Annotated in this window: 25 protein-coding genes and 1 pseudogene; 11 read left to right on the forward strand and 15 right to left on the reverse strand. The window is 72.1% G+C overall.

Annotated elements, in window-relative coordinates:
• Nucleotides 1–26: 26 nt before the first annotated feature.
• The gene (locus tag ACNYS0_RS41800) at nucleotides 27–1,481 is read left to right on the forward strand and encodes an MFS transporter (protein ID WP_422482000.1); all 1,455 of its coding nucleotides are present in this window, start codon (nucleotides 27–29) and stop codon (nucleotides 1,479–1,481) included.
• Nucleotides 1,482–1,485: 4 nt separating this feature from the next.
• Nucleotides 1,486–2,085: a TetR/AcrR family transcriptional regulator gene (locus tag ACNYS0_RS41805; protein WP_422482002.1), complete on the forward strand. Its 600-nt coding sequence runs from the start codon at nucleotides 1,486–1,488 to the stop codon at nucleotides 2,083–2,085.
• Here the strand turns inward: ACNYS0_RS41805 and ACNYS0_RS41810 are convergent.
• The 9 genes from ACNYS0_RS41810 to ACNYS0_RS41850 all read right to left on the reverse strand — a co-directional run bounded on the left by ACNYS0_RS41810 (nucleotide 2,073) and on the right by ACNYS0_RS41850 (nucleotide 11,976).
• Nucleotides 2,073–3,950: a DUF2264 domain-containing protein gene (locus ACNYS0_RS41810; RefSeq protein ID WP_422482913.1), complete on the reverse strand. Its 1,878-nt coding sequence runs from the start codon at nucleotides 3,948–3,950 to the stop codon at nucleotides 2,073–2,075. The two genes, ACNYS0_RS41805 and ACNYS0_RS41810, sit on opposite strands and share 13 nt — an antisense overlap.
• Nucleotides 3,951–3,952: 2 nt before the next feature.
• Nucleotides 3,953–4,960, reverse strand: a complete 1,008-nt coding sequence (locus tag ACNYS0_RS41815; RefSeq protein ID WP_422482004.1) for a hydroxyacid dehydrogenase — start codon at nucleotides 4,958–4,960, stop codon at nucleotides 3,953–3,955.
• Nucleotides 4,957–5,820, reverse strand: a complete 864-nt coding sequence (locus ACNYS0_RS41820) for a carbohydrate ABC transporter permease (RefSeq protein ID WP_422482006.1) — start codon at nucleotides 5,818–5,820, stop codon at nucleotides 4,957–4,959. The genes ACNYS0_RS41815 and ACNYS0_RS41820 overlap by 4 nt, the downstream gene beginning before the upstream one ends.
• Nucleotides 5,817–6,800: a carbohydrate ABC transporter permease gene (locus ACNYS0_RS41825; RefSeq protein ID WP_422482008.1), complete on the reverse strand. Its 984-nt coding sequence runs from the start codon at nucleotides 6,798–6,800 to the stop codon at nucleotides 5,817–5,819. Before ACNYS0_RS41825 ends, ACNYS0_RS41820 begins: the two co-directional genes overlap by 4 nt.
• Before the next feature lie 29 nt (nucleotides 6,801–6,829).
• The gene (locus tag ACNYS0_RS41830; protein ID WP_422482010.1) at nucleotides 6,830–8,173 is read right to left on the reverse strand and encodes an ABC transporter substrate-binding protein; all 1,344 of its coding nucleotides are present in this window, start codon (nucleotides 8,171–8,173) and stop codon (nucleotides 6,830–6,832) included.
• A 103-nt stretch (nucleotides 8,174–8,276) separates the two neighbouring features.
• Entirely contained in the window at nucleotides 8,277–9,443 is a 1,167-nt protein-coding gene (locus ACNYS0_RS41835) for a substrate-binding domain-containing protein (protein ID WP_422482012.1), read from the reverse strand.
• A 95-nt stretch (nucleotides 9,444–9,538) separates the two neighbouring features.
• The gene (locus tag ACNYS0_RS41840) at nucleotides 9,539–10,351 is read right to left on the reverse strand and encodes an arylamine N-acetyltransferase family protein (protein WP_422482014.1); all 813 of its coding nucleotides are present in this window, start codon (nucleotides 10,349–10,351) and stop codon (nucleotides 9,539–9,541) included.
• A 51-nt stretch (nucleotides 10,352–10,402) separates the two neighbouring features.
• A complete protein-coding gene (locus tag ACNYS0_RS41845) occupies nucleotides 10,403–11,653 on the reverse strand; it encodes a cytochrome P450 family protein (protein ID WP_422482016.1) in 1,251 nt (416 codons plus the stop codon).
• 74 nt (nucleotides 11,654–11,727) lie between these two features.
• On the reverse strand, nucleotides 11,728–11,976 hold the full coding sequence (locus ACNYS0_RS41850) for a hypothetical protein (protein WP_422428733.1): 249 nt from the start codon (nucleotides 11,974–11,976) through the stop codon (nucleotides 11,728–11,730).
• Between the two features lie 93 nt (nucleotides 11,977–12,069).
• On the opposite strand from ACNYS0_RS41850, the gene ACNYS0_RS41855 reads away from it, so the two are divergent.
• Nucleotides 12,070–12,816, forward strand: coding sequence for an MgtC/SapB family protein (locus tag ACNYS0_RS41855; RefSeq protein WP_422482018.1), 747 nt, complete (start codon nucleotides 12,070–12,072; stop codon nucleotides 12,814–12,816).
• A 30-nt stretch (nucleotides 12,817–12,846) separates the two neighbouring features.
• Here the strand turns inward: ACNYS0_RS41855 and ACNYS0_RS41860 are convergent, their stop codons facing one another.
• The gene (locus tag ACNYS0_RS41860) at nucleotides 12,847–14,295 is read right to left on the reverse strand and encodes a cytochrome P450 (RefSeq protein WP_422482020.1); all 1,449 of its coding nucleotides are present in this window, start codon (nucleotides 14,293–14,295) and stop codon (nucleotides 12,847–12,849) included.
• 142 nt (nucleotides 14,296–14,437) lie between these two features.
• On the opposite strand from ACNYS0_RS41860, the gene ACNYS0_RS41865 reads away from it, so the two are divergent.
• The 4 genes from ACNYS0_RS41865 (at nucleotide 14,438) to ACNYS0_RS41880 (ending at nucleotide 17,453) form a co-directional block, all read left to right on the forward strand.
• Nucleotides 14,438–15,064: a TetR/AcrR family transcriptional regulator gene (locus tag ACNYS0_RS41865; RefSeq protein WP_422482022.1), complete on the forward strand. Its 627-nt coding sequence runs from the start codon at nucleotides 14,438–14,440 to the stop codon at nucleotides 15,062–15,064.
• Nucleotides 15,065–15,148: 84 nt separating this feature from the next.
• Nucleotides 15,149–15,604, forward strand: a complete 456-nt coding sequence (locus tag ACNYS0_RS41870; protein ID WP_422482024.1) for a MarR family winged helix-turn-helix transcriptional regulator — start codon at nucleotides 15,149–15,151, stop codon at nucleotides 15,602–15,604.
• A gap of 128 nt (nucleotides 15,605–15,732) precedes the next feature.
• On the forward strand, nucleotides 15,733–17,049 hold the full coding sequence (locus ACNYS0_RS41875) for an MFS transporter (protein ID WP_422482914.1): 1,317 nt from the start codon (nucleotides 15,733–15,735) through the stop codon (nucleotides 17,047–17,049).
• A 26-nt stretch (nucleotides 17,050–17,075) separates the two neighbouring features.
• Nucleotides 17,076–17,453: a nuclear transport factor 2 family protein gene (locus ACNYS0_RS41880; RefSeq protein WP_422482026.1), complete on the forward strand. Its 378-nt coding sequence runs from the start codon at nucleotides 17,076–17,078 to the stop codon at nucleotides 17,451–17,453.
• 12 nt (nucleotides 17,454–17,465) lie between these two features.
• On the opposite strand, the pseudogene ACNYS0_RS41885 reads toward ACNYS0_RS41880, so the two are convergent.
• Both ACNYS0_RS41885 and ACNYS0_RS41890 read right to left on the reverse strand, forming a co-directional pair.
• Nucleotides 17,466–18,242: pseudogene (locus tag ACNYS0_RS41885) on the reverse strand (slipin family protein); the annotation flags it as partial.
• Between the two features lie 111 nt (nucleotides 18,243–18,353).
• Nucleotides 18,354–19,079, reverse strand: a complete 726-nt coding sequence (locus tag ACNYS0_RS41890; protein WP_422482028.1) for a 2OG-Fe(II) oxygenase — start codon at nucleotides 19,077–19,079, stop codon at nucleotides 18,354–18,356.
• A gap of 274 nt (nucleotides 19,080–19,353) precedes the next feature.
• Here ACNYS0_RS41890 and ACNYS0_RS41895 point away from each other — a divergent pair, with 274 nt between their 5' ends.
• The 4 genes from ACNYS0_RS41895 (at nucleotide 19,354) to ACNYS0_RS41910 (ending at nucleotide 22,459) form a co-directional block, all read left to right on the forward strand.
• On the forward strand, nucleotides 19,354–20,157 hold the full coding sequence (locus ACNYS0_RS41895; protein WP_422482030.1) for a putative protein N(5)-glutamine methyltransferase: 804 nt from the start codon (nucleotides 19,354–19,356) through the stop codon (nucleotides 20,155–20,157).
• 86 nt (nucleotides 20,158–20,243) lie between these two features.
• Entirely contained in the window at nucleotides 20,244–20,615 is a 372-nt protein-coding gene (locus tag ACNYS0_RS41900; RefSeq protein ID WP_422482032.1) for a hypothetical protein, read from the forward strand.
• A gap of 88 nt (nucleotides 20,616–20,703) precedes the next feature.
• A complete protein-coding gene (locus ACNYS0_RS41905) occupies nucleotides 20,704–21,579 on the forward strand; it encodes a PhzF family phenazine biosynthesis protein (RefSeq protein WP_422482034.1) in 876 nt (291 codons plus the stop codon).
• A 139-nt stretch (nucleotides 21,580–21,718) separates the two neighbouring features.
• Nucleotides 21,719–22,459 carry a dienelactone hydrolase family protein gene (locus ACNYS0_RS41910; RefSeq protein ID WP_422482036.1) on the forward strand — a complete coding sequence of 247 codons (741 nt, stop codon included), beginning with the start codon at nucleotides 21,719–21,721 and terminating at the stop codon, nucleotides 22,457–22,459.
• Between the two features lie 39 nt (nucleotides 22,460–22,498).
• Here the strand turns inward: ACNYS0_RS41910 and ACNYS0_RS41915 are convergent, their stop codons facing one another.
• From ACNYS0_RS41915 to ACNYS0_RS41925, 3 genes are read right to left on the reverse strand one after another with little or no spacing between them, the layout of a single operon-like run.
• Nucleotides 22,499–23,167: a DUF4230 domain-containing protein gene (locus ACNYS0_RS41915; protein ID WP_422482038.1), complete on the reverse strand. Its 669-nt coding sequence runs from the start codon at nucleotides 23,165–23,167 to the stop codon at nucleotides 22,499–22,501.
• A 58-nt stretch (nucleotides 23,168–23,225) separates the two neighbouring features.
• The gene (locus ACNYS0_RS41920; protein ID WP_422482040.1) at nucleotides 23,226–23,663 is read right to left on the reverse strand and encodes a protein-tyrosine phosphatase family protein; all 438 of its coding nucleotides are present in this window, start codon (nucleotides 23,661–23,663) and stop codon (nucleotides 23,226–23,228) included.
• Nucleotides 23,660–24,280 carry a TetR/AcrR family transcriptional regulator gene (locus ACNYS0_RS41925; protein ID WP_422482042.1) on the reverse strand — a complete coding sequence of 207 codons (621 nt, stop codon included), beginning with the start codon at nucleotides 24,278–24,280 and terminating at the stop codon, nucleotides 23,660–23,662. Before ACNYS0_RS41925 ends, ACNYS0_RS41920 begins: the two co-directional genes overlap by 4 nt.
• Between the last annotated feature and the right edge of the window lie 74 nt (nucleotides 24,281–24,354).

The following is a 24,354-nucleotide window of genomic DNA, read 5'->3' on the forward strand; positions in this document are numbered from 1 at the left end:
CACCGTCCCGCCGCGACCGGAGAACCATGAAACCTGCCCCGATACCGGCGACGCGCCCGCGCGAGCGGCTCGCCGTGCCCGTGCTCGCCTTCGGCGGCATCCTCATGGCGGTCATGCAGACCGTCGTCGTCCCACTCCTGCCGGACCTGCCGCGGCTGACCGGCGCCTCGCCCGCAGCCGTGTCCTGGATGGTCACCGCGACCCTGCTCGCGGGCGCCGTCCTCACCCCGGTCCTCGGCCGGGCGGGCGACATGTACGGCAAGCGGCGCGTACTGCTGGGCGCGCTCGCCCTGATGACGGCGGGATCGGTGCTGTGCGCGCTGACGTCCGACATCCGCCTCCTGATCGCCGCCCGCGCGCTTCAGGGCGCCGCGGCCGCCGTCGTGCCGCTGTCCATCAGCATCCTGCGCGACGAACTTCCGCCGCACCGCACCGGATCCGCCGTCGCCCTGATGAGCTCGACGGTCGGCATCGGCGCGGGCCTCGGCCTGCCACTGGCCGCGCTCATCGTCCAGTACGCCAACTGGCACGTCATGTTCTGGGCGACCAGCGCCCTCGGCGCGCTCGGTCTCGGCCTCGCCTGGTGGGCCGTGCGCGAGTCACCGGTCCGCTCGCCGGGCCGCTTCGACGCGCTCGGCACCCTGGGCCTCGCCGCGGGCCTCGTCTGCCTGCTGCTCGGCGTCTCACAGGGCGGCCAGTGGGGCTGGGGGAGCCCCGTCGTGCTCGGTCTGTTCGCGGGCGCCGTCGTGATCCTCGGCCTGTGGGCACGGCAGCAACTGCGCACCGAGCGGCCCCTGGTCGACCTGCGCCTCGCCGTCGGCCGCCGCGTCGGTCTGCCCCACCTCGCGGCGCTGCTCACCGGCTTCGCCTTCTACGCCAACTCCCTCGTCACCGCGCAACTCGTGCAGGCCCCCGTCGCCACCGGCTACGGGCTCGGCCTGTCCATCGTCGCCACCGGCCTGTGCATGCTGCCCAGCGGCGTCATCATGCTGCTGTTCTCGCCGGTCTCGGCCCGGATCTCCGCCGCGCGCGGCCCCCGCGTCACGCTCGCCATCGGCGGTGTCGTCCTCGCCCTCGGCTACGCGGTCCGCATCGTCGACAGCACCGACCTGTGGGTGATCCTCGTCGGCGCCGCCGTCGTCTCGACCGGCACCACCCTCGCCTACTCGGCGCTGCCCACCCTGATCCTGCGCGCCGTCCCGGCCGGGGCGACGGCCTCCGCGAACGGCGTCAACGTCCTGATGCGCACCATCGGCCAGGCCGTCTCCAGCGCCGCCGTCGCCGCCGTGCTCGTCCACCACACGACCCCGGTCGCAGGCGCCCACGTCCCGTCCCTGCACGGCTATCAGCTGGCCTTCGCCATGGCGGGTACGGTCGCCCTCGTGGCCGCCGCGGTCGCCCTGGCCGTCCCCTCCGACGGCGCGACCGGCCGGGCCGTCACGGGCGCACCGGCCCCGGTGCCCACCACGAAGGGAGCGTGAGGACATGACCGCGGCCCACGCCGACGAGCGGCGGCCCGGCACCGGACGGCGCGACGCGGAGGAGACCAAGGCCGCCATCGCCAGGGCGGCCCGGCATCTGCTCGCCCGGCACGCACACGGCGACATCACCCTCAAGGCCGTCGCCGACCGGGCCGGGGTCAGCCCGCCGCTCGTCCTCAAGTACTTCGGCAGCAAGGACGCCCTGTTCTCGCGCGTCATGAACTTCGAGGCCGACGTGGAGTCCTTCCTGGACGCCGCGCCGGCGGACCTGGGCCGCCACATGGTCCGCCACGTCCTGACCGGCCAGGCCGAGCGGGGCAGCGACCCGATCCTGCGCATCGTCTTCGCCCCGCTCCACGGCGAGCAGGGCGACATCCTGCGCGCCAACTTCCGCACACAGGTCTGCGAACGGCTCGCGGAGCGCCTGCCCGGCGACGACGCGCCGCTGCGCGCCGAACTCGCCGTGTCCCTGCTCCTCGGCCTCGGCGTCATGTACGGCATCGCCCGCGGCCCGCACGTGCGGGCCGCGGACATCGAGACGCTCGTCGACCGCTACGCCCCCGCCGTGGAGGCGCAACTGGCGCCGACCGGTCAGTCCTGCTGAACGCGCAGCGGTTCGAACGCGACGGTGGTGCGCGCCCCGTCGGCCCAGCGGACCCGCAACTCCCCGTCCAGGGCGTCGACGTCGGACACCGCGTCCGCGAGCGGCGCTCCCGGCTGCCGCGCGCCGAGCGAGGCCAGCGCCACGAACACCGCCGTCCCCTCCACGTCCGCCGCCAGGCGCGGCACCCGTACCCACGGCTCGTACGCCGTGCCCTGGGGCGCGCGCACCTCGTCCCGCCCCTCCCAGCCGCGCAGGCCGACCAGCTCCGAGTGCAACGCGTCCGTGGCCCAGCCGGTGAGCGTCACGCGCGCCCCGTGCGGGGCGCCGATCACCCGGTGCACCCGCAGCTCGTACGCGCCACGCGCCACGGTCACGCTCTCCACACGCAGCCCCGGCACCATGGGGGGACCCGACGTGAACACCGGCCGGTGCCAGGAAGCCGCCCAGCCCCAGCCCTCGCCCTGGCCCGCCCCCAACGGGTGGATGCGGCGCCGCACACTCCCTATGCCGTCGCACTCCACCGACAGCTGGTTGTCCGCCGCGTTGGCCGGGGACGTGGGTCCGGTGCGGGTGGAGTAGGCCTGGCGGCTGTAGAGCACGTCGACGGCGGCCGCGTCCTCGCCCTCGAACGGGCGGACGTGGTCGCTGCCGTGGTTGTGCAGCCGCACGATCCCGTCCGCCCGCGTCGACTGCACCAGCAGACCGGGCGCGGGCAGCGCGAGCACCCGGTCGGGGCCCTCGCTCGGGGCCGCCTCCTCGGGCGCCGTCCACAGCGGATCGTCCTCGCCCGCAAGGAGCGCGACGAAGCCCTTCGACGCCCAGTACGGGGACGCCGGGCCCGAGTAGTTCTGGAGCGTCGCGTCGTGCGGGCCGTGCCAGCCGAGGCTGAGCAGACCCTCGTCCGTGACCCCGCCACGGTCCAGGAAGTAGCGCAGGTTTCCGCTGATCAGACGGCGTGACGTGCCCGGGGACAGCGGCGTGTGCCCGGTGACCGCGCCGATGCCGACGGCCGCCGAGGCCGCGAACCGGTAGGTGAGTGAACGCCCGAAGTGGATCGGCGCCCCGTCGCCGCCGAAGAGCAGCGAGAAGCCCTCCAGGTGCTCGCGAAGGCGCGGCCCCATCCGATCGGACAGCGCGGAGTCGCCCTGAAGATGGGCGTGCAGCATCGGGTACAGGTGCAGCGCCCACCCGTTGTAGTGGTCAAAGGCCCGCCCGTCGCCGTCGCGGTACCAGCCGTCGCCCTCGTACCACGTCTCCATCAGCTCAAGGGCCCGCTGAACGGCGCGCGTTGTCGCCGCGTCGGAGCGGCCGACGAACTCCAGGAACGAGGCCACCATGAAGGGGAACAGGTACCAGTTGTTGGGCGCCGGTGTGTGCGTGATCGCGCCGCGCAGCCACTGCTCCGCCCGGTCCTGCACGTCGCCGTCGAGCCGGTCCCACAGCCACGGCCGGGTCAGCGACAGGCCGAGCGCCACCGAGGCGGACTCCACCATCGGCTGGCCCTGTACGTGATGGTCGAGGATCAGCGGCCAGGACTCGGCGTCGTCGCGCCCCGGCGTGCGGGTGCCCGCGGCGAGGCCGTCCGCGTACCGGTCGAGCCAGCCGTGCGGGTCCTTGCCCTGCGCGCCCGCGACCCGGAAGCCGGCCGCCAGGAACGTACGGGCATAGCCCTCGAGCCCGTCCGAGCGGACACCGGATCCCGAGGGCCGGCCCGGCAGGTCGAGCAGCGCGCCCCCGGGCGTCGCCCACCGCCAGGCGGCCCCGAGCAGTCCGTCGGCGACGGCCTCCCAGTGCGCGCGCGTGAAACCGGTGTACGGGCTCAACTCGCGGTCTTCGGCGGGGAGGTCGAACGGGGTGGTGTTCATGCTCATGCGAGGAACGCCAGCCTTTCGCGTCGTACGGGATGGGCGAAACCGTCGCCCGCGGCCCAGCGCGTCACCTCGTCGACCGCGGTGTCGGCGAGGCGCTCCCACTCGCTGCCCTGGGAGCCGGCCAGATGGGGGGTGATCAGCGCGTTCGGGCAGTCCCACAGCGGGTGGTCCGCGGGCAGCACCTCCGGGTCCGTCACGTCGAGGACCGCGCGGATGCGGCTCGCGCGGACCACGTCGGTCAGGGCGTCCTGGTCGACGACGGCGCCGCGCGCGGTGTTGATGAGCGTGGCGCCCGGCCGCATCGAGCTCAGCAGCTCCCTGCTGACCAGGCCCGTCGTGGTGGGCAGCAGCGGCGTGTGGACGCTCAACAGGTCGCTGCGCACGAAGAGTTCGGGCAGCGTCACCCGTGCCGCCCCGAGCTCCGCCGCGTCCTCCTCGGAGACGTACGGGTCGTGCAGCAGCACCTCGAAGTCGAACGGGCGCAGCAGTTCGATCACCCGGCGTCCGATCAGCGAGGCGGACAGGATGCCCACGGTGCGCCGGTAGTTGCCCACCTCGTGCGAGGTGAGCAGCCAGTCGCCGCGCTCGCGCAGGCGGCGGAAGTCGCGGGCCCGCTCCAGGACGTGCTTTCCGTGCAGCAGGATCATCGCGAGGGTGTACTCGGCGACCGGCAGCGCGTTGGCCGCGGCCGCCGATGACACCGCGATGCCGCGCTCCCAGCAGGCGTCGGTGACATGCCCGCGCACCGAACCGGCCGAGTGCACGACGGCCTTGAGGCCGGGCGCCGCCGCCAGCACCCCGGCGTCGAGCGGCGGGCAGCCCCAGCCGGTGACGAGCACCTCGACCCCGGCGAGCACCTCCTTCGCCCGCGAGGTCGTCAGATCGTCGAGCACGGGCAGGGGCGCGAGGTCGCAGACCTTCGTGAGCGCGGCCATGGACCGCGGCGTGAAGACGGCCGCCGCGGCCTGGGGGGACATGGCCAGCGCCACGCGGGGCCTGCTCATTTCACCGACCCCGCCGTCAGACCGGACTTCCAGAACCGCTGGAGGAAGACGAACGCGAGGACGAGAGGAAGGACCGCGAGAAGCGAGCCCATGATCACCACCGGGTAGTACTCGGGCGAGACGGTCGCCTGGCTGTTCCATTGGAACAGGCCGAGGCTGACGGGATACAGATCCTGGTCCGACAGCATCACCATCGGCAGGAAGAAGTTGTTCCAGATCGTCGTGAGCTGGAAGAGGAAGACGGTGACCAGGCCGGGGCCCAGCATCCGCAGCGCCACCTTGAAGTACGTCGCCAGTTCGCTCGCGCCGTCGACGCGCGCGGCCTCCAGGACCTCGTTCGGTACGTACCCCTGGGCGAAGATACGGCCCAGATACACGCCGAACGGGTTGAAGAGCACCGGGATGAACACCGACCAGAAGGTGTTCACGACGCCGGCCGCCGACGCGATCAGGTACAGCGGCAGCGCCAGCACCGTCTGCGGCACCATGACCGCCGCGAGCACCAGGCCGAACAGCTTCTCCTTGTGCCGGAAGTGGTACTTGTCGAAGGCGTAGCCGCAGGCGACGCTGATCAGCGCTCCGATGGCCGCGCCGAGCACCGCGTACAGCAGGCTGTTGCCGTACCAGCGGCCGTAGAGGCCGCCGTCCATCGCGAACAGGTCCTTGAGGTTCTGCACGAACGAGAAGTCGCTGAAGGACAGGATGCTGCTGCTGAACAGCGCGTCGCGCGACTTGGCCGAGGCGAGGACCAGCCACAGGACCGGCAGCAGGGTGTAGAGGACGGAGATCGCGACGACGACGTTGACCGTCGCGCGCCCCAGCGTTCTGGGGCGGAGCAGCGTGGAGTCGGTGGCACTCATCGGGCGTCCTCCTCGGCCGAGTTGACGCGGTTGGTCCAGCGGGTGACCCCGTAGGAGACGGCGATGGTGAGGATCAGCAGGATCACCGAGGCGGCGGCCGCGAGCGAGTAGTTGTTGCGGCTGAAGGCGGCGTCGTAGATGTACATGCTGGGCGAGAACCGGGTGTCGACCATCTGCGAGGACTGGTGCAGCAGCATGGGCTCGGTGAACAGTTGGAGCGCCCAGATCAGCGTGAACATCGCGACCATCACCACGGAGGAACGCACCAGCGGCGTCTTCACCTGAAGCGCGGTGCGCACCGGCCCCGCGCCGTCCACGACCGATGCCTCCAGGACCTCGCGGGGGACCGCTTGCAGGGCCGCGTAGAAGATGACCATGTTGTAGCCGAGGTTCGACCACAGGGCGATGTTCACGATCGACGGCAGCGTGGTGTGCAGGCCGAGGAAGTCGATCTGGATGTCCGCCTTGCCGAGCGCCTCGACGACCGGGCTGATGCCGGGTGTGTAGAGGTAGAGCCAGATCAGGGCGGCGATGATGCCGGGCACCGCGTGTGGCAGGAACAGGCCCAACTGGGCCCAGGACCGCAGCCGTACGACACCGGAGTCGAGCAGCAGCGCCAGCGCGAGCGAGCCGATCACCATCAGCGGGATGTAGATCACGCAGTACAGCGCGACCGTGCCGAGCCCGGACAGGAACGTCGGGTCGGTGATCACGGCGGCGTACGAGCGCAGGCCCACGAAGACGCTGTGTTCCGGGCCGAAGCCGAGGCCCGGCTGGTCGTCGCTGAAGAAGCTCATCCACACCGCGGTGCCGACCGGGATCAGGAAGACCAGTGCGAGGAGGACGAAGAACGGCGCCATCAGGACGCCGGCCGCACCGCCGCGGCGGCGCTTGGCCGCCCGCTGTGCCTTGCGCGCGTCGCCCCTCACCTCTTGCGGGGCGGGCGGTGCCGTGGGGGCCTGGGCTGTTGTCGCGGTCATGGGTCACCTGCCTTTCGGGGTGCGGGCACTCACGTGGATCGGGTGGTGGTCTTGAGGCCGAGCGCTTTCAGGTCGGGCATCGTGCCCTCCTGCGCGGCGCGCGCGGCGGACAGCAGGGTGCCGGAACCGGCTCCCGCACGGGCGAAGGCGTCCTGCATGACAAAGCCGGTCGCGGTCATGCGAGGACCCCAGACCCAGCCGTCGCGGATCTTGTGCGCCTCCTCCTCGAAGAGCCGGTAGATGTCCTGGCCGCCGTAGTACGCCTTGTTGAACCCCTTGCTGCCGACCGGGATCAGATCGCTGACGGCCGGGTACTGGCTGCTCGCGCCGCTGGACAGGCGCGCCCTGAGGGCGTCGGGGTGGGAGACCTGCCACTCGATGAACTCCATGGCGGCCTCGGGCTTGTTGCTGTTCTTCGTGACGGCGAACGTGGAGCCGCCGTGGGTGCCGAGGGACGGCTTGTCCGGTGTCCACTGGGGGAGCGGCGCGATGCGCCACCGGCCCTTCTGCTCGGGGTGCGCGTTCATCTGCGCGCCCGCGTCCCAGGCCCCGCTGAGCCGGGTCAGGACCAGACCGTTGCCGATCTGCGCGTCGGCGATCCGGGCGCTGGAGGCGTTGGTGTAGACGAGTCCCTCGTCGATGAGGCGCTGCCAGTACGCGGCGACCTTGCGGGTCGGGGCGTCCGCCATGGAGACGTTCCAGGCGCCGTGCGAGGTGTCGAACCACTGGGCGCCCGCCTGGCAGGCCCAGGCGGCGAACTGCGTCATCCCGTCGGTGGGGAACAGCGTGATCTTGCGGCCGCCGCCCGTGCGCCGCACCTTGCGTGCCAGGTCGGCGAACTCGTCCCAGGTGGTGGGGACGTCGAAGCCGTACGTGTCGAACAGGTCCTTGCGGTAGTGCATCACCATCGGTTCGACGTCGAGCGGCACGCTGTACGTGTGCTTCTCGAACGTCGTCAGGCCGAGCGCCTGCGGAAGCAGCTTGCGGCGCAGCTTGTCGCCGACGAGGTCGGTGATGTCGCGCACCACACCGTCGATGGCGAAGCCCGGCAGCTGCGGGTATTCGATGGTCGCGACGTCGGGGGCGTTGCCCGCGCGCGCCGCGTTGCTGAGCTTCAGATAGCCGCCCTGGGTGCCGGACGGGACCTGCTGGTAGTCGACCTGGATGTGGTCGTGGGTCCTGTTGAACTCGTCCACCACTTCCTGACTGCCGCGAAGGGCGGACCAGAAGGTGATGGTCGTCTTGCCTGTCCTGCGTGAGCTAGAGCTTGCCGACGCCGCGCTGTCGTTCCCGCTGCAAGCGCTCAGGGCGCCCGTCAGGGGCAGCGCGGTGATCGCGGCGAGCATCGATCGACGGCTCTGTCGACCAGGCATGGGCGCCTCCCGCGGCTCCTGCGTGTTCGAGTCACGGGAATCCTGATCGGTTCACGAGATACGGTCAATAGACCGATCAGAAGAAAATGAAACGGTCAAACGCTCACTGTGTGGTGGGAGTTGAGGGGAGCGGCTCGCGATACGGGGCGGAACGGGTGGAACCGCGCACCTTGAGCGTCGGCAGCAGCTCGACCCGGTGCGCGGGGCCGGCTCCCGCGCCCCGGCCGATGCGGTGCAGCAGCAGCTCGGCGGCCGCCCGGCCGACCTCCGCCTTCGGCGGGGACACGGCCGTCAGGGGAGTGCTGCCGAGCCCGGCGACCACGTCGTCGTACGCGATGGCGGAGCAGTCCTCCGGGACCCGGACCCCGGCGTCGCGCAGGGACTGGACGAGCATCAGCGCGTCGACGTCGCCGTGCAGCAGGACGCCCGTGGCGCCCAACTCCTCCAGCAGGGGAGGCAGTTCGAGCGGCTTCTCGGCATGCTCCGCGTCCGGTTCGGGGACGGCCCCGGGGGAGCTGAGGGCGATGGCCCACTTGTCGACCTGCGGATGGTCCGCCGCGATCTCGGCGAACGCCGCCCGCACCGCACGCGCCGTCGGGCTGTCGTCGCGCGCCGCGAGCACGATGCGGCGGTGGCCGAGGCCCGTGAGGTGCTCGACGGCGAGGTGCACGCCGTACCAGTGGTCGGTGCAGACGGTGTCCACGGCGTGCAGCGCGCTGCCCCTGCGCGGCCTGCGCTCCATCACCACCGTGGGCACGTCGACGCGCGCCAGCCAGGCGTAGTCGGCCTCCTCGGTGGCGAGGCTGCGCCAGCGCGGGGCGATCAGCAGCCCGCGGGCGCCGTCCGCCAGGGCCCGCTCCACCAGGGGCTGTTCGGCGCCCGGGGCCGCGGGGGCGATGTGCAGGGCGATCCGGACCCCGGCCTCCTCGAACGCGGTGCGGGCGCCGTGCAGCATCTCGTACAGATACGCGTGCCGCTCGGGGACGACGACGGCGACGGGCCCGCCGTCCGGTCCGGCGCCGGAGGCCGACTCCTGGGTTTCGCCCTGCTCGGGCCGCTGGTCGTGACCCTCGTCCTGCTCGGGGAGGATCGGGCGGGCGATGCCGTGGCCGCGGCGCAGTTTGCCCGCGCGTGCGAGCTCCTCCACGTCGCGGCGGAGCGTCACCACCGACACCGCGAGTTCCGTGGCCAGATCGCTGACCCGCGTCGCGCCGCGCGCCTGCACGGCGGCGAGAATCCGCTGCCGCCTGAGATCGACCGGTTCGCGCATGCTGGTGGCCCCCTCGTGTCCCGCTGGTCCCGCTGTTCGTTTGAGCGTTTCGCTGAACGCTTCGGCCGAGCATAACCAGCGGGCGGCCTCGGGCGTCAGCCCTCCGCCTGATTCGGCTCCGGCGGTACGTGATCGAGGACGATGCCGAAGTGCTGGTCGTAGGCCTTGAGGACGGAGGCGTCGGTGGGGAGTTCGGTGACGGTGCGCTCGCCGTCGACGGTGGCCGTGAGCGTATGACCGCTGAGGGTGATCCGGCCGTCCTCGGTGAGCAGTGAACAGACCAGGGACTGTGTGAAGTGGGAGGCGGGTGAGGTGCGGTGGTACCAGGCGCCCGCCTCGAAGTCCCGCAGTGCACGCGGCCGTTGCTCGAGCAGGTACTGCACGTCGCCGTCTCGCAGCACGAGGAGATCGCCCTCGGTGGCGCCCTCGACCGCATCCGCGTCGGCGTCCTCGATCCGGAACACCCCGCCCGGATCGTGCTGCTCGCCCCGCTCGTCGAAGGCCAGCGGACCGTGGGTGTGCGTGCCGAACCCGACGTCGGCGAGCCAGGTCGTTCCTTCGGCCGTGCGGACGAGCAACGCCATGTGGTCGTACGGGATGCCGAGGTGGCCGTCCTTGTCGGCGACCCGCGCCTGAAGCGGCGTCACTTCGAACCCGAGGGCCGAGAGCAGAGCACCGAAAGCGCCGTTGAGCTCGTAACAGAAGCCGCCGCGGCGGCGGTCCACCAGCTTCGACACCAGTGCGTCCGCGTCAAGGACGATCTCCTCGCCCAGATGCACGGAGAGGTTCTCGAATGGCACGGCGAGCAGATGCGCGAGGTGCAGCGCGCGCAACGCGTCCGCGGTCGGCGCCGAGGGGCGGTCGGCGCCGATGCGGTCGAGGTAGGCGCCGGTGTGGCGGTGATCCATGACGCCAGTGTCGCAGGGGTGCGGCGGGCGCCCGGCATCCGGTGGTGGGTGTCAGCCGTGGGCGTCCGGGCCGGGGCGTACCGGGAGTGCGCGCACGCTGTTGCCCACGAAGCTGGCGTTCACCGGCAGCTCCTCCTCGGGAACGGCCAGGTCGAGCGCGGGAAACCGGGTGAAGAGACGCTCCAGGGCCACCGTCGCCTCGAGCCGGGCCAACGGGGCGCCCAGGCAGTAGTGCGCCCCGTGCCCGAGCGAGAGATGCCGGCCCGGCAGGGCGCGCGTGACGTCGAAGCGGTCGGCGTCCGGGCCGTGCGCCGCCGGGTCGCGGCCCGCTCCCGAGTAACCCGCGAGCACCGGCGTGCCCTTCGGGATCAGCGTGCCGTCGACCGTGAGGTCCCGCGTCGGGTAGCGGAACGGGAAGTAGCTGACCGGGCTGTCCCAGCGCAGCGTCTCCTCCACGACGTCCGCCCAGCCCGCCGCGCCGTCGCGCACCAGGGCCAGTTGCTCGCGGTGGGCGCACAGCGCGCGCACCGCGTTGGTGATGAGGTTCAGCGTCGTCTCGTGCCCGGCGACGAGGAACAGCAGGAGCGAGCCGATCAACTCCTCGTGGCTGAGCCGGTCGCCGTCCGTCTCCTGCGCGGCGAGCAGGGCGCTCGTCAGATCGTCGCCCGGCTCCCGGACGCGCGAGGCGACCACCTGGGCCAGGACCGACACCATCTCCTGGTTGGCGGCCACGGCCCGTGCCGGTTCGATGTTCGTGGCCACGACCTCACTGGACAGCCGGTGCAGTGTGTCCCTGAACTCGGCCTCCACGCCGAAGAGTTCACAGATCACACTCATGGGCAGCGGCAGCGCGAAGTGCGTGCGCAGATCGGCCACGCCGTCCCCGTCCCGCGCCGCCGCGGCCAGTCCGTCCAGCAGTTCGTCCGTCAGCGCCTCCACCCGCGGTCGCAGCGCCTCGACCCGCCGCGCCGTGAACGCCCGACTCACCAGGGACCGCAGCCGCCGGTGGTCCTCGCCGTCGGCCGTCGTCATCCCGCGCACCGTCGCGAACGTCCGCAGCGGCCACCCCGCCGGTATTCGGCCCTCCGCGAGCGCCGTGAAGTGCCGGGCGTCCTTGGCGACATCGCTGTGCCCGAGGAACTCCTTCAGTGCCTCGTGGCCCAGCACGAGCATGCCCTGGACGTCATCGGGCAGCACCACGGGGGCCACCGCGCCGTTCGCACGCAATCGGGCATTGCGCGCGTGCGGGCAGCCGCCGGACGGGTCGATGCGGTGCGGCGGATCCGAGGAGACAGTGGGCACGTGGCGCTCCCTGCAAGCCGAAGGACGGCCGATGCGCCGGATCACGCCCCGCACACCGGATGCGGATCACGATGCTAGGGCGACTCGGCCTCGAGGCCCAGCCCATAGATCCGCTCAAGGAGCCACGCCTCGTTGCCCGCGAGGCCGGCCCGGCTCAGCGCCTCGTCGGCCTCGGTGATCGGCACGGTGAGCACCGCGGCCGTGGCCGGTGACTCGGAGGCGGAGAGCGCCGCGCGGGCGGTGTGCATGAGGCGCAGGCAGGCCTGCGCCGCCGCCAACTCGGGGTTCATGGTCAGCTGTCCGTGGTTCCTGGTCCCGTTCATGTCTCCACTCTTGCGCATGGGTCTGACAATCCGGCCGCGACGACGCGGGACTACCCTCGGAAAGATCCATTCAAGGGAGAGGAGGGGCCGCTGTTGTCGTCGCCGCTCGCGTACTCGCTGTTCGACCCGGACGCCGGACAAGGCCTGCGCCAGCTCGCCGAGTTGGGTCTCGCCCTGGTTCTCTCCACGCTGATCGGAGCCGAGCGCGCCGTCCAGCAGAAGAGCGCCGGACTGCGCACGCACACCCTCGTCGGCGTGGGAAGCGCGCTGTTCATGGAGGTGTCGCAGCACGGGTTCAACTCCGTGCTCGGCATGGGAGGCGTGTCGTTCGACCCGTCGCGCGTCGCCGCGCAGATCGTCTCCGGGATCGGATTCATCGGCGGCGGTCTCATCTTCGTGCGGCGCGACGCGGTGCGCGGACTGACCACCGCCGCGACCGTCTGGCTGACATGCGCCATAGGGATGGCGTGCGGAGGCGGCCTGCCGCTGCTCGCCATCGCCGCGACGGCCTGCCACTTCCTGGTCGTCCGCGGCTACCCGTGGCTGACACGCCGCGTTCCGTCCCTCGCCACGGAGCGGCGCACGGGCCTGCACCTCGCCTACCGGGTCGGATCCAGCGTCCTGACCCGCGTCCTGGAGGAGTGCACGAGCCGCGGCTTCCGGGTCGTCGAACTACGGGGCGCCAGCGCCGACTGGGAGCCCGGCCGGGGCAGGTCGGGGACGATGGCCGTCCGTATGGAGATCGAGGGCGCCTCGGACGTGCCGCACCTCGTAGCCGTGCTGGCGGAGTTGGACGGGGTACTGGACGTGGCGTCGCTGGCGGCGGCGCCGGACGAATAGCCCGGCGGGAGTGTGCGGGCCCCGGGTGGATCACCTTCGCGTCAGATGCAGCCGCAACCCCCGCGGCATCAGCGTCAGTCGCTCCGTGATCGCGAGCTGGTAGCCGGGCTCGGGGTGCAGGTCGTAGCGGCGCAGGAGGAGGCCGAGGACCAGTGTGGCCTCGTGCAGGGCGAACTGGCGGCCGATGCAGGCGCGGGCGCCCGTACCGAACGGCTTGAAGACGTGGGCGGGGCGGGCGCGGACCGCCTGCGGGGTGAACCGTTCCGGGTCGAAGGTCTCCGGGTCGTCGCCCCACGCGTCCCGATCGCGGTGCAGCATCGTCGTGAGGACCAGCGCCCACGCGCCGCGCCGCATCGGGTGGGTTCCTCCGAGCGTGGTGTCCGCGAGTGCTTCGCGCGCGAACGCCGGCGCGGTCGGCCAGAGCCGCAGCGACTCGTCCAGCACCCGCCGCAGGTAGCGCAGCTTGGCGACCTGTTCGTACGCGGGTACGTCGGCGTCGCCCCAGACGCGGTCGACCTCGTCGCGGGCCTTCGCGAGCACCTCCGGGTTCTGCGCGAGGTAGTGCAGGGCGAAGGACAGGGCGCCCGACGTGGTCTCGTGTCCGGCCACCAGGAAGGTGATGACCTGGCGGCGGATGTTCTCCGGCGAGAGCCGCTCGCCGGTCTCGGGGTGCGTCACCTCCAGCATCCGGTCGAGCAGGTCGCCGGGGCCGCCGTCGGAGGACCGGCGCGCCGCGACCACCTCGTCGACCGTGCGGTTCAGATACGCCCGGTCCGCCGCGTTGCGCTTCTCCGCGCCGCGCAGCAGCAACGACAGCAGGGGAGGCACGACGTTGCGGCGCTGCGCGAACGTCAGCGCGCCGACCATCGCCGTGACGAACGGGTGCGGCCGCTCGCGCTCGAACGACCCGAAGTCGTGCCCGAACCCGGTCCGGGAGATCGTCTCCAGGGTCAGCTTGGTCATGTCGGCGGGCACGTCGACCGTGCGGCCCGCGGCCTCGCTCGTGTCCCAGGTGGCCATCAGCTGCCCCGCCACGTCCAGCATCAGCGGGTGGTAGCCGGCCATCGCGTCGCGACTGAAGCCCGGGGCCAGGATGTCGTGCGCGAGCTGCCAGTTGGGCTCGTGGTTGTACGCCGTGAACAGGCCGTCGCCCGCGACGGGGCGCAGATTCGCGACGCCGAGCCCGACGTGTTTGGCGAACCGCGACTCGTCGGCGAGTTCCGCCGCGAGCTCCGCGCCCGCCACGAACACGATCTCCTTGCCGAACCCCTTGCGCCGGAAGATCGGCCCGAGTTCGGTGGCGAGCTTCATCGAATCCTGCAACGGGGAGCGCACGTTCGCGCCGACCACGTCACCGATGAACGGGACCCGGCGGGACGGGTGCGGGATCCGGTCCAGGCGCGGCCACCCCTGCTCGGCACTGCGAAAACCTCGCGGCAGCGGGGTTCCCGCGGCCTGCGTCACCTGCGGCGTCGTCATCGTGTCCATCTCCCTTGCACCGATGCCCTGTTGGAGCACCCGGACCACACTGTTAGACGTGGATTCAATAACGGGCCACAGTCTGGGCCTGTTATTGAACTCACGTCAAGTAAGGGGCGGCAGGTCCAGTAGGGTGCGCCTCATGACCAGGGAGCGAGCGGGAGTGTCGGCGACGGGGGAGCGCACCCGGCGCCGACTCAGCACGCAGGAGCGCCGCGAGCAATTGCTCGCCGTGGGCGCCAAGTTGTTCGCGCAGGCCCCCTACGGCGACGTATGGATCGAGGAGGTCGCGGAGATCGCCGGTGTCTCGCGCGGGCTGCTGTACCACTACTTCCCGAACAAGCGGGATTTCTTCGCCGCCGTCGTGGAGCGCGAGAGCCGGCGGATGCTGCGCCTGACGGCGGCCGTGCCGGGCATCCCCGTCCGCGATCAGCTCGGCACGGGGCTCGACACCTTCCTCGAATACGTCGCCACGCACGCGCACGGCTTCCGGGCCTTCCACAGCGCCGAGGCGGCGGGCGACCCGGCCGTACGCGCCGCGTACCGGGAGGGGCTGGCCGCGCACGAGGAGCAGATCATGGCCGCCCTCGCGGCGGACCCGCACAGCGTCGACGGTCTCCCCGCGCCGGATGTACTGCGCCTCGCCGTACGCGGCTGGCTCGCGTTCCTCGTCGCCGTCTGTCTCGACTGGCTGGATGCCCAGGAACTCACGCGGGAGCAGGTGCGGGACCTGTGTGCGCGGGCGCTGGTCGGGGCGATCGGGCTGTGAAGGGTCCGCGAGCGGTGAGGGCGCGCCGCCGAGAGTCATAAGGGTAACTTGCAAGGCTTCCTGTCAACCTCGTACGGTGTCGACATGTCAGCAACGCAACCAGCCGCAGGGGACGAGCCGCCCACCGAGCAGATCGCCGCCGATCTCGCCACCGTCGTCGGACGGCTCTCGCGCCGGCTGCGCAGCGCGTCGCCGGACAGCCTGCTCACCCCCACCCAGCGCACCGTCCTCGCCCGCCTTGAATCGGAGGGGCCCGGCACGACCGCCGCGCTGGCCCGCGCCGAGTACGTACGGCCGCAGTCCATGCGGCTCACCCTCGGCGCCCTGGAGGAACAGGGCTTCGTGTCGCGCGCGCCGGACCCGAGCGACGGGCGGCAGTCCGTCGTGTCGATCACCGACAGCGGCCGCGTCACCCTCGACGCCGTCCGGGCCGCCAAGCACGGCTGGCTCACCCAGGCACTCACCGAAGAACTCGACGCCGCCGAACGGCACACCCTCGCCGAGGCCACCGCGCTCCTCGAACGGCTGGTGCGCAAGTGACACAGGGCGTGGGAGACCCGGCCGTCGTCACGGGCGACGGTGAGGCCCCCGCGCGCCGGCAGGGATTCAGGGCGCGGCTCACGGCGCCCCTGCTCCTCGGCTCCGTGCTCAATCCGCTCAACACCACGATGATCTCCACCGCCCTGGTGGCGATCGGGCACGACTTCGGGATCGGCGCCGCCGACACGGCCTGGCTGATCTCCGTCCTCTACCTGGCGAGCGCCGTCGCCCAGCCCGTGCTCGGCAAGCTCGCCGACACCCTCGGCCCGCGCCGCGTGTTCCTGGCCGGGCTCGTCGTCGTATGTGTCTCGGGGGTCGTCGGCGCGCTGGCGCCCGCCTTCGGCTGGCTCATCGTCTCCCGGCTGCTCCTCGGCATCGGCACCTCCGCCGCCTACCCGGCCGCGATGGCCGTGCTGCGCGACGAGGGCCGCAGGGTGGGCCGCCGGCCGCCGCGCCCCGTCATGGCCCGGCTCTCCTTCGCCGCGCTCGGCAGCGCGGCGGTCGGTCCGACGCTGGGCGGACTGCTCGTCATGCTCGTCGGCTGGCGCGGCATCTTCGCGGTCAACGTGCCGGTGGCGGCGATCGCGTTCGCCGCCGCCCTGCTGTGGATCCCGCGCGACCTTCCGCCAAGCTCTCGGCTCCGCTCGAGCAGGGGGGACCCCCTCCGCTCCACGGACGGCGAACCGGCGCCGCGCCCCGCCCTCGACCCCCTCGGCATCGGCCTGTTCACCACGGCCCTCACCGTCCTGGTCTTCTTCCTTCTCGACCTGTCCGACCCCGTGTGGTGGCTGCTCGCGCCCTTCGTGGCGCTCACCTGCGTGCTGGTGTGGTGGCAACTGCGCAGCAGCGCGCCGTTCATCGACGTCCGCATGCTCGCGGGGAACGGCCCGCTGGCCCGCACCTACCTGCGCCACGGCCTGAGCTACCTGCTCATCTACTGCGTGATGTACGGCTTCACCCAGTGGCTCGAGGAGGCTCGCGGATTCTCCTCCGGGCACACCGGGCTGCTGATGCTCCCCATGTCGCTCACGGCGCTCGTGTGCTCCCTGCTGGGCGCCCGCACCAAGGGCATCCGCGCGCCGCTCATCACCGCGTGCGTGCTGCTGACCGCGGGCGCGGGACTGCTCGTCCTCCTCGACGGCGACACACCTCTCGCGCTGCTGCTGCTCGCGGGCGCGTGCTTCGGCATCCCGCAGGGGTTCGTCGGCACCTGCAACCAGGCGGCCGTGCAGGAGCACGCCCCCGCCGCCGACATCGGCTCCGCCGCGGGACTCCAGCGCACCGCCCAGTACATCGGCGCCATCACCGCGTCGAGCCTGATCGCCCTCGCCTACGGGCAGCGTGCCAGCGACGGCGGGCTGCACCTGATGGCCGGCGTCTCCGTCGTCCTCGGCGTCCTCCTGGTGATCCTGACGGTGACGGACCGGGCGCTGCGTAGGAGTTGAGCCGGCGGGATGCCCATAATGCGGTCATGGATCATGTGACCGCGCGGACGTTCGTCGACTCCTGGGTGACGGCGTGGAACGCGCACGACCTCGACGCCCTGCTGGCCCACTTCGCGGACGACGTGACGTTCCGCTCGCCCGTGGCCGCGCAACTGCTCGGCGGCGACGGAGTCATGCGCGGCAAGGACGCGCTGCGCGCCTACTGGGAGGAGGGGCTCCGGCGCATCCCGGACCTCCGGTTCGAGGTGGTGGGCAGCTACGTGGGCGTGAACAGCCTGGTCATCAACTACCGCAACCAGAAGGGCGGTCTCGTCAACGAGGTGCTGATCTTCGAAGGGCCGCTCGTCACCGAGGGGTACGGCACCTACCTCGGCGAGGACGTCAACCCGGCCGGGGCCCGCTGAACCCGCTCAGGAGGCCGGCGGCTGTGGCTGCTGCTGTGCCCGCTCCAGGAAGCGCAGCAGTTCGACCGGGAACGGCAGCACCAGCGTGGAGTTCTTCTCGGCGGCGACCGCCACCACCGTCTGAAGGAGGCGGAGCTGGAGGGCGGCGGGCTGCGCGGACATCTCCTTCGCGGCCGCTGCGAGCTTCTTCGATGCCTGAAGCTCGGCGTCGGCGTTGATGACGCGGGCGCGGCGCTCACGGTCCGCCTCGGCCTGCCGGGCCATCGAGCGTTTCATCGTCTCCGGCAGCGACACGTCCTTGATCTCGACGCGGTCGATCTGCACGCCCCAGCCCACGGCCGGGCTGTCGATCATCAGCTCCAGGCCCTGGTTGAGCTTCTCCCGGTCGGACAGGAGATCGTCGAGGTCGCTCTTGCCGATGATGGAGCGCAGCGAGGTCTGTGCCATCTGGGAGACGGCGAACCGGTAGTCCTCGACCTGGATCAGCGCGTTCGCCGGGTCGACGACCTTGAAGTAGATGACGGCGTCCACCCGCACCGTGACGTTGTCCCGCGTGATGCCGTCCTGCGCGGGCACCGGCATCGTCACGATCTGCATGTTCACCTTGCGCAGCCGGTCGATCATCGGCACGACCATCGTGAACCCCGGCTCGCGCGCGCTCCCCGCCAGCCGCCCGAGGCGGAAGACGACACCACGCTCGTACTGCTTCACCACGCGGGCCGCGGCCGCCGCGTACACCATGAGGACGCAGAGCAGCGCCACGCCCGCGATCGCCAGTTCCTGGACCATGGCGACACCCCCAGGTGTCCTAGTCCTCCGCTTAATCAACGATATGCCCGGTGTGCTGGTTCAGTCGAGAGGCGGGAGGGGACCACGGGACAGGACCGTGGGGCCCACGGCTCATTCCGCGTCGTGCAGCACGAGCCCCAGGGTGTGGCGACGGCCCGAGCGGACCGTGCTCACGCCGTGCCGCATCGGCCCGTTCGACCAGCCGCGCACCGAGCGCACCGGCCGGTCACGCGTCGTGAACACCAGGGCGTGCCCCTGGAGCAGCGTCGTCGAGTAGCCGCGCGACTGGGCGCGCGCCCGCTGCTCGGTCATCAGGAACTCGCCGCCGGTGAAGTCGACGCCCGGCTCGTCCAGGCCGATCACGACCTGGAGCGGGAACACCAACTCGCCGTAGATGTCACGGTGCAGCGCGTTCCAGTCGCCCGGCCCGTAGCGCAGCAGGATCGGGGTCGGCCGGGTCTGGCCCGCCGCGTGGCAGCGCTCCAGCCAGCCGTCGAGGGTGTCCGGCCACGGCGCGCTCCTGTTCAGGCGCCGCGCCCACTCCCGTGCGACGGGCAGCAGCCGCGGATAGAACGCCGCGCGCAGCTCCCGTACGAGCTCGGGCAGCGGGTGGTCGAAGTAGCGGTACTGGCCGCGTCCGAACCGGTAGCGCTCCATGTCGATTGTCGACCGGAACCGGTGCACGTCGTCGTAGAGCGCGGCGACGGACCGGCACTCGTCGGCGGTGAGTACGGGATCAGGGGTGAGCGCGTGCCCGAACGCGTCGAGTTCCGCGCCGAGGGCGGCCCAGTCGAGAGTCTCCACACGGGTCTGAGGGGCGGTGGTGGTGCCGGTCATCGCGGTACGTCTCCGTAGGTGGGCGGTAGCGGCCAGGACACCAGCCTCGTCGGCTCCGGCGGGGTGTGCTGGCGGCAATCGGACGCGGTGTTCGGTGGGGTAATGTGGCCGCTCCGTGCAGCACCGCGAAGGAACGAGGAGGTGAGTCCGATCACCGTTGTGACAGGTCGGGAGCTCCCTTCTCCCGCCGTACGCCCCGCCCGCTCGCGCTGAGCGTGGCCTCGGCCGTGCGGTGACCGGGAGCCCCCTCGGCATCCCGAGAGGCCACCCCCTTATGCCGCTTTCCCCTTCGACCGGCTCCCCCCTTCCCACCGACACCGCCTCGGTGGTCGCGTCCCTGCGCGCCGCCGGCTGCGTCTTCGCCGAGGACGAGGCGCGCGTCCTGCGGTCCAGCGCCCGCGACGCCGCCGAACTGGCCGCCATGGTCGAGCGCCGCGCGAGCGGACTCCCCCTGGAACACGTCGTCGGCTGGGCCGAGTTCTGCGGGCTGCGGGTCGCCGTCGACCCCACCGTCTTCGTGCCGCGCCGCCGCACCGAGTTCCTGGCCCGCCAGGCCCTCGCCCGCACACCACCCGGCGCCGTCGTCGTCGACCTGTGCTGCGGCACGGGAGCCGTGGCCGCCGTTCTCGCCGCCCGCCGCCCGGCCCGGCTGCACGCGGCCGACCTCGACCCCGCGGCCGCGCGCTGCGCCCGCCGCAACCTCGCCCCGCTCGGCGGCGAGGTCCACGAGGGCGACCTGTACGCACCGCTGCCCGCCGACCTCAGGGGCCGCGTCGACACCCTGGTGGCGAACGGGCCCTACGTCCCCACCGGCGACGTCCCACTGCTGCCGCCCGAGGCCCGCGAGCACGAGCGGCGCATCGCCCTCGACGGCGGGCACGACGGCCTCGACGTGCTGCGCAGGGTGGCGGGCGAGGCCCCGGACTGGCTGACCCCCGGCGGACACCTCTACGTGGAGACGAGCGAACGCCAGGCCGCCGCGGCACAGGCGGCCGTGCGCTCGGCGGGCCTGCACGCGCGCGTGGTCGCGAACGAGGACCTGCACGCCACGATCGTCATCGGCACCCGCGCCTCCTGACGTGGGGTTTGACCCGCCGTGTCGCCGGTACCCGCAAGAACCACGGACCCAGGTCCGGGTACCGGCGACGAACAGGGAGCAGCACCATGACCGACACGCCTCCCGTCAACGGCTTCGCCCCCGCGGTGGTGGGCGTGGCCCTCAGCGACTGCACACCACAGGACGCCGCAGCGGTCCTGCGCGTGCTGTGCACGGCCTTTCCCTCGGACCGCACGCCCACGGAGCGCCCAGACGAGGACGCGACGGTCTGGCTCACCACCGTGGACGCCGCCGGCCTGCCGGAGCCCTCCGAACCGAGGCCGCTGGCCGAGGCGGTCACCGCGGACATCCAGGGCGGCCCCGAGGCACTGGACCATGTGCGCGCGGCGCTGGCGAACGCCTTCACCCTCACCGAGGCGAGCGCCGCCTCCGGTGACCAGGAACAGGAACTTCACGTGCGCCTCATGACACGGCACTGACCCGGGAATCCGGCGCGGGGCGGCGGGTGTTGGTGCGTTCGTCAGACCGCACCCACGACAGCACACCCGCGTGAAAGGCTCTGCCTCCATGACGAACACCGCGCCGACCCCGGCCCCCGAAGTGCTGCACTACACCGCGTTCTCGACGAGCCCGGACGGCGGAAACGGCGCCGGTGTCGTGCTCGACGCGACCGGGCTCGGCGAGCCGGAGATGGTCGGGATCGCCGCCGAACTCGGCTACTCCGAGTCCGCGTTCCTCACGCCGGGACCCGATCCGCAGGACAAGCGGGCCTTTACGCTGCGGTATTTCAGCCCCAAGGCGGAGGTCGACTTCTGCGGCCATGCCACCGTCGCCGCAGCGGTGGCGCTCGGCGAGCAGTTCGGCACGGGGGACTTCGAATTCCACACCGCGGCCGGGCTCGTGCCGGTCGCCGTCAGCCGCGCGGACGGCGTCCTCAAGGCCACGCTCACCAGCGTGGAGCCGCACGTGGACGAGGCGGCCCAGGGGGACGTGCGGGAGGCGCTCGCCGCGCTCGGCTGGCGGGCCGAGGAGCTGGACCCCAACCTGCCGCCGAGGATCGCCTACGCGGGCGTGCGGCACCTGGTCCTCGCGGCCGCCACCCGCGAGCGGCTGGCCGATCTGGACTACGACTTCGATGCCCTGCTGGCCCTCATGCGCCGGCTCGACCTGACGACCGTGCAGCTGGTGTGGCGCGAGAACGCGACCACCTTCCACGTACGCGACCCGTTCCCCGTCGGCGGTGTCGTGGAGGACGCCGCCACCGGCGCCGCGGCCGCCGCTTTCGGCGCGTACACCCGCGCACTGGGACTCGTGCCCGACGAGGCACACCTGACGCTGCACCAGGGGCACGACATGGGCCGCCCCTCGCTTCTGGAGGTCGACCTGAGCGCGGGGGAGAGGCGGGTGCGGGTGTGCGGGGCGGCGGTCCGTGTCCGGTGCTAGCCTTTCGGAGGCCGTGCGAGAGACCGAGGAGGTGGTACCCGTGAACGAATCGACGTGGGTGCTCTCCTTCGGGGTCACGGTCGGGCGATAGGTCGTCGCCCGGGAGCGCCGTATCCGCGCTCTCCCGAAAGGCACGACCATGCATGTCACCTCTGAACGGCGCCTCGACGACGGCCTCGTCGAGCGCGCCTTCACCCTCGGGGACATCCCCGGCTTCTTGTGGACGCCCGCCTCCGCGTCGGCATCCACTCCGGTCCCGCTGATCCTGCTCGGTCACCCCACGCTCGGTCTGAACAGGATGTACCCGCGGCTCGTGGGCAGGGCACAGCGCTCCGCGGCGGACGGCTTCGCCACCGCCACCATCGAACTCCCCGGCTGCGGCGAGCGGCCCCGCCTGCCCGCCGCCGAACAGGCCCGCGCCGACCTGCGGCGGGCCGTGCGGGCCGGGGAGCAGGTCGGCGACGAGATCATCGACGCCGTCATCCTGCCGCTCGTCGAGAAGTCGGTCCCGGAGTGGCAGGCTGCCCTGGACGCCCTGCTCGCGCAGCCGGAGATCGGCGGCCCGGTCGCCTACTCGGGCGGCGTGATCTCCATCGGTGTCCGCCTCGCGGTGGTCGAGCCACGGATCGTGGCCGCCGGCCTCTTCGCCGGAAGCTTCGTGCCCCGCGCCATCCTCGAGGAGGCCCGCCGGGTCACCATTCCGCTGCACGTCCTGTTGCAGTGGGACGACGAGGGGAACGACCGGCAGGCGGCCCTCGACCTGTTCGACGCCTTCGCCTCCAAGGAGAAGACGCTGCTCGCCAACATGGGCGGCCACACGGGCGTCCCGCAGTCCGCGGGGGAGGACGCGGCCGCCTTCTTCGCCCGCCATCTGCGCTAGCCCGGGCAACCGCGCCAGGCCCCTTCCGAAGGACCCTGGTCACGTCCCGTAGGAGACGTTCACCTCACGGAACCCCAGGGAGCGCAGCAGGCCGCGCAGCATCTCGGTCGTGTTGCGCTCGGCGCGGCCCGTGAGGTGGCTGTTCCGCGCGGCCTCGCCGATGTGCCGGGCGGCGAGTTGGCGCACCGCCTTCTCGTCGCCCAGGTTGTCGGAGAAGAGGTCGCCGAGCCGGTCGAGCAGCCCGCGCTGCTTGGCCACGGCGTACGAGCGGTCGGTGTCGAGCACGGGGGCGGCGAGCCGGGCGTGCGGCAGGTGGAGCGTCGCGGAGGTGCGGTCGTCGTTCACGCGGACATCGCCCGGGTCGATGCGCCCCAGGTCCACGTACGCGTTGACGCTGCCCGCGCCGACGTAGAGCGTGCGCGTGCCCTGGATGGCGTCCGGCAGGTACTTGGAGTCCTTGTCCAGGTCGACCACCACCTGGTAGTTCCCGGCCGCGGCGTCGTAACGGCTCAGGTCCCGCACGGACTTGAGCAGCGCGGGGCCCGAGCGGTCGTGCGTCTCGGTGCCGAACACGTCGCCCAGGCGGTGCACCATGCCAAGGCCGGTGAGCACGACCGCGAGCACCACGAAGAGCACGACCGCCGCCTTCGCCCACAGGGGCAGTCGCGCGACCCTCGCCCACCGGGGCAGTACGGACCTCGTCGTCATGGGGAGGCCTCCTTCCCATGACTACGAAATGCCACGGAGGGCGCTGATCACGCCCTTTTCAGGAAGCCGCGAACCTTCGTACGTACCGCTTCTGCCACGGCGTCTCAACCGCCTCACGCCTGTAGTGCTCGCGTACGTAGGCGACGGCCACGTCCGCGGGTACTCCGTCCAGCACCGCTAGACACGCGAGAGCCGTCCCCGTACGACCGCGTCCGCCCGCGCAGGCCAGTTCCAGCCGCTCGTGCGCGCAGCGCCGCCACGCATCGGTGAGCACGGCACGCGCGCGTGCCCGGTCGGCGGGGAGCCGGAAGTCGGGCCAGCGCAGCCACGTCGACTCCCAGTCCACGGCCGGGGGCTCGGCGCCCAGGAGGTAGACGCCGTACGTGGGCAGGGGGCCGCCGGGCAGCGGATCGCGCAGCCCTCTGCCGCGCACGAGCCGCCCCGACGGAAGCCGCAGCACACCCGGCGCCCCGGCCTCCCACGTCGCCGCCGTCACCGCGCCTCCTTCGCCGCCGACAACAGGAACGCGGCCATCCGGCGCGCCCGCCCGAACGCGTCCGGGAACACGTCCAGACCGTCCGAGACCAGCGCCCCCTCGTGCAGCAGCATCAGCGAGCGGCCCAACTCCCTCGCGGCGTCGGGTGCCACGTCCCCGGCGAGCCGGGTGAACAGCTCCAGCATCCACCGCTTCTGCCCCGTGATCACCGCGTAGGCGGGGTGCGCGGGGTCGCTGATCTCCGCGTGCGCGTTGACCATGCTGCATCCCTTGCCGCTGTTGTCGCGCATCCACTCCTGGGAGGCGTCGAAGACGGCCAGTACCCGGTCGGCGGGGGAGAGTTCGGCGTTCTCGTGGTGCTGGGCGAGGTAGGCGCGCCAGCGGGCGTCGCGGGTCGCCAGATAGTCGACGACGATCTGCTCCTTGGAGCCGAACCGGTCGTAGAGCGTCTTCTTCGTGACGCCCGCCTCCGCCGCGATCAGGTCCACGCCGACCGCGTGGATGCCGCGCTCGTAGAACAGCCGCGAGGCGGTCTCCAGGACCCTGCGCGCGGCGGGGGTGAGGTCGGGCCGGTCGGGGTCGACGGCCGGCGGGGCGGGGTTCGTCGAAGTAGGCATGCATCCAGCCTATACCGATCTGTATAGTGGCGAGAAGTAAACAGATCGGTATACCCGGGCCGTGGGGCCCTTGA

Source organism: Streptomyces anthophorae, assembly GCF_049310305.1.
Lineage (GTDB): Bacteria > Actinomycetota > Actinomycetes > Streptomycetales > Streptomycetaceae > Streptomyces.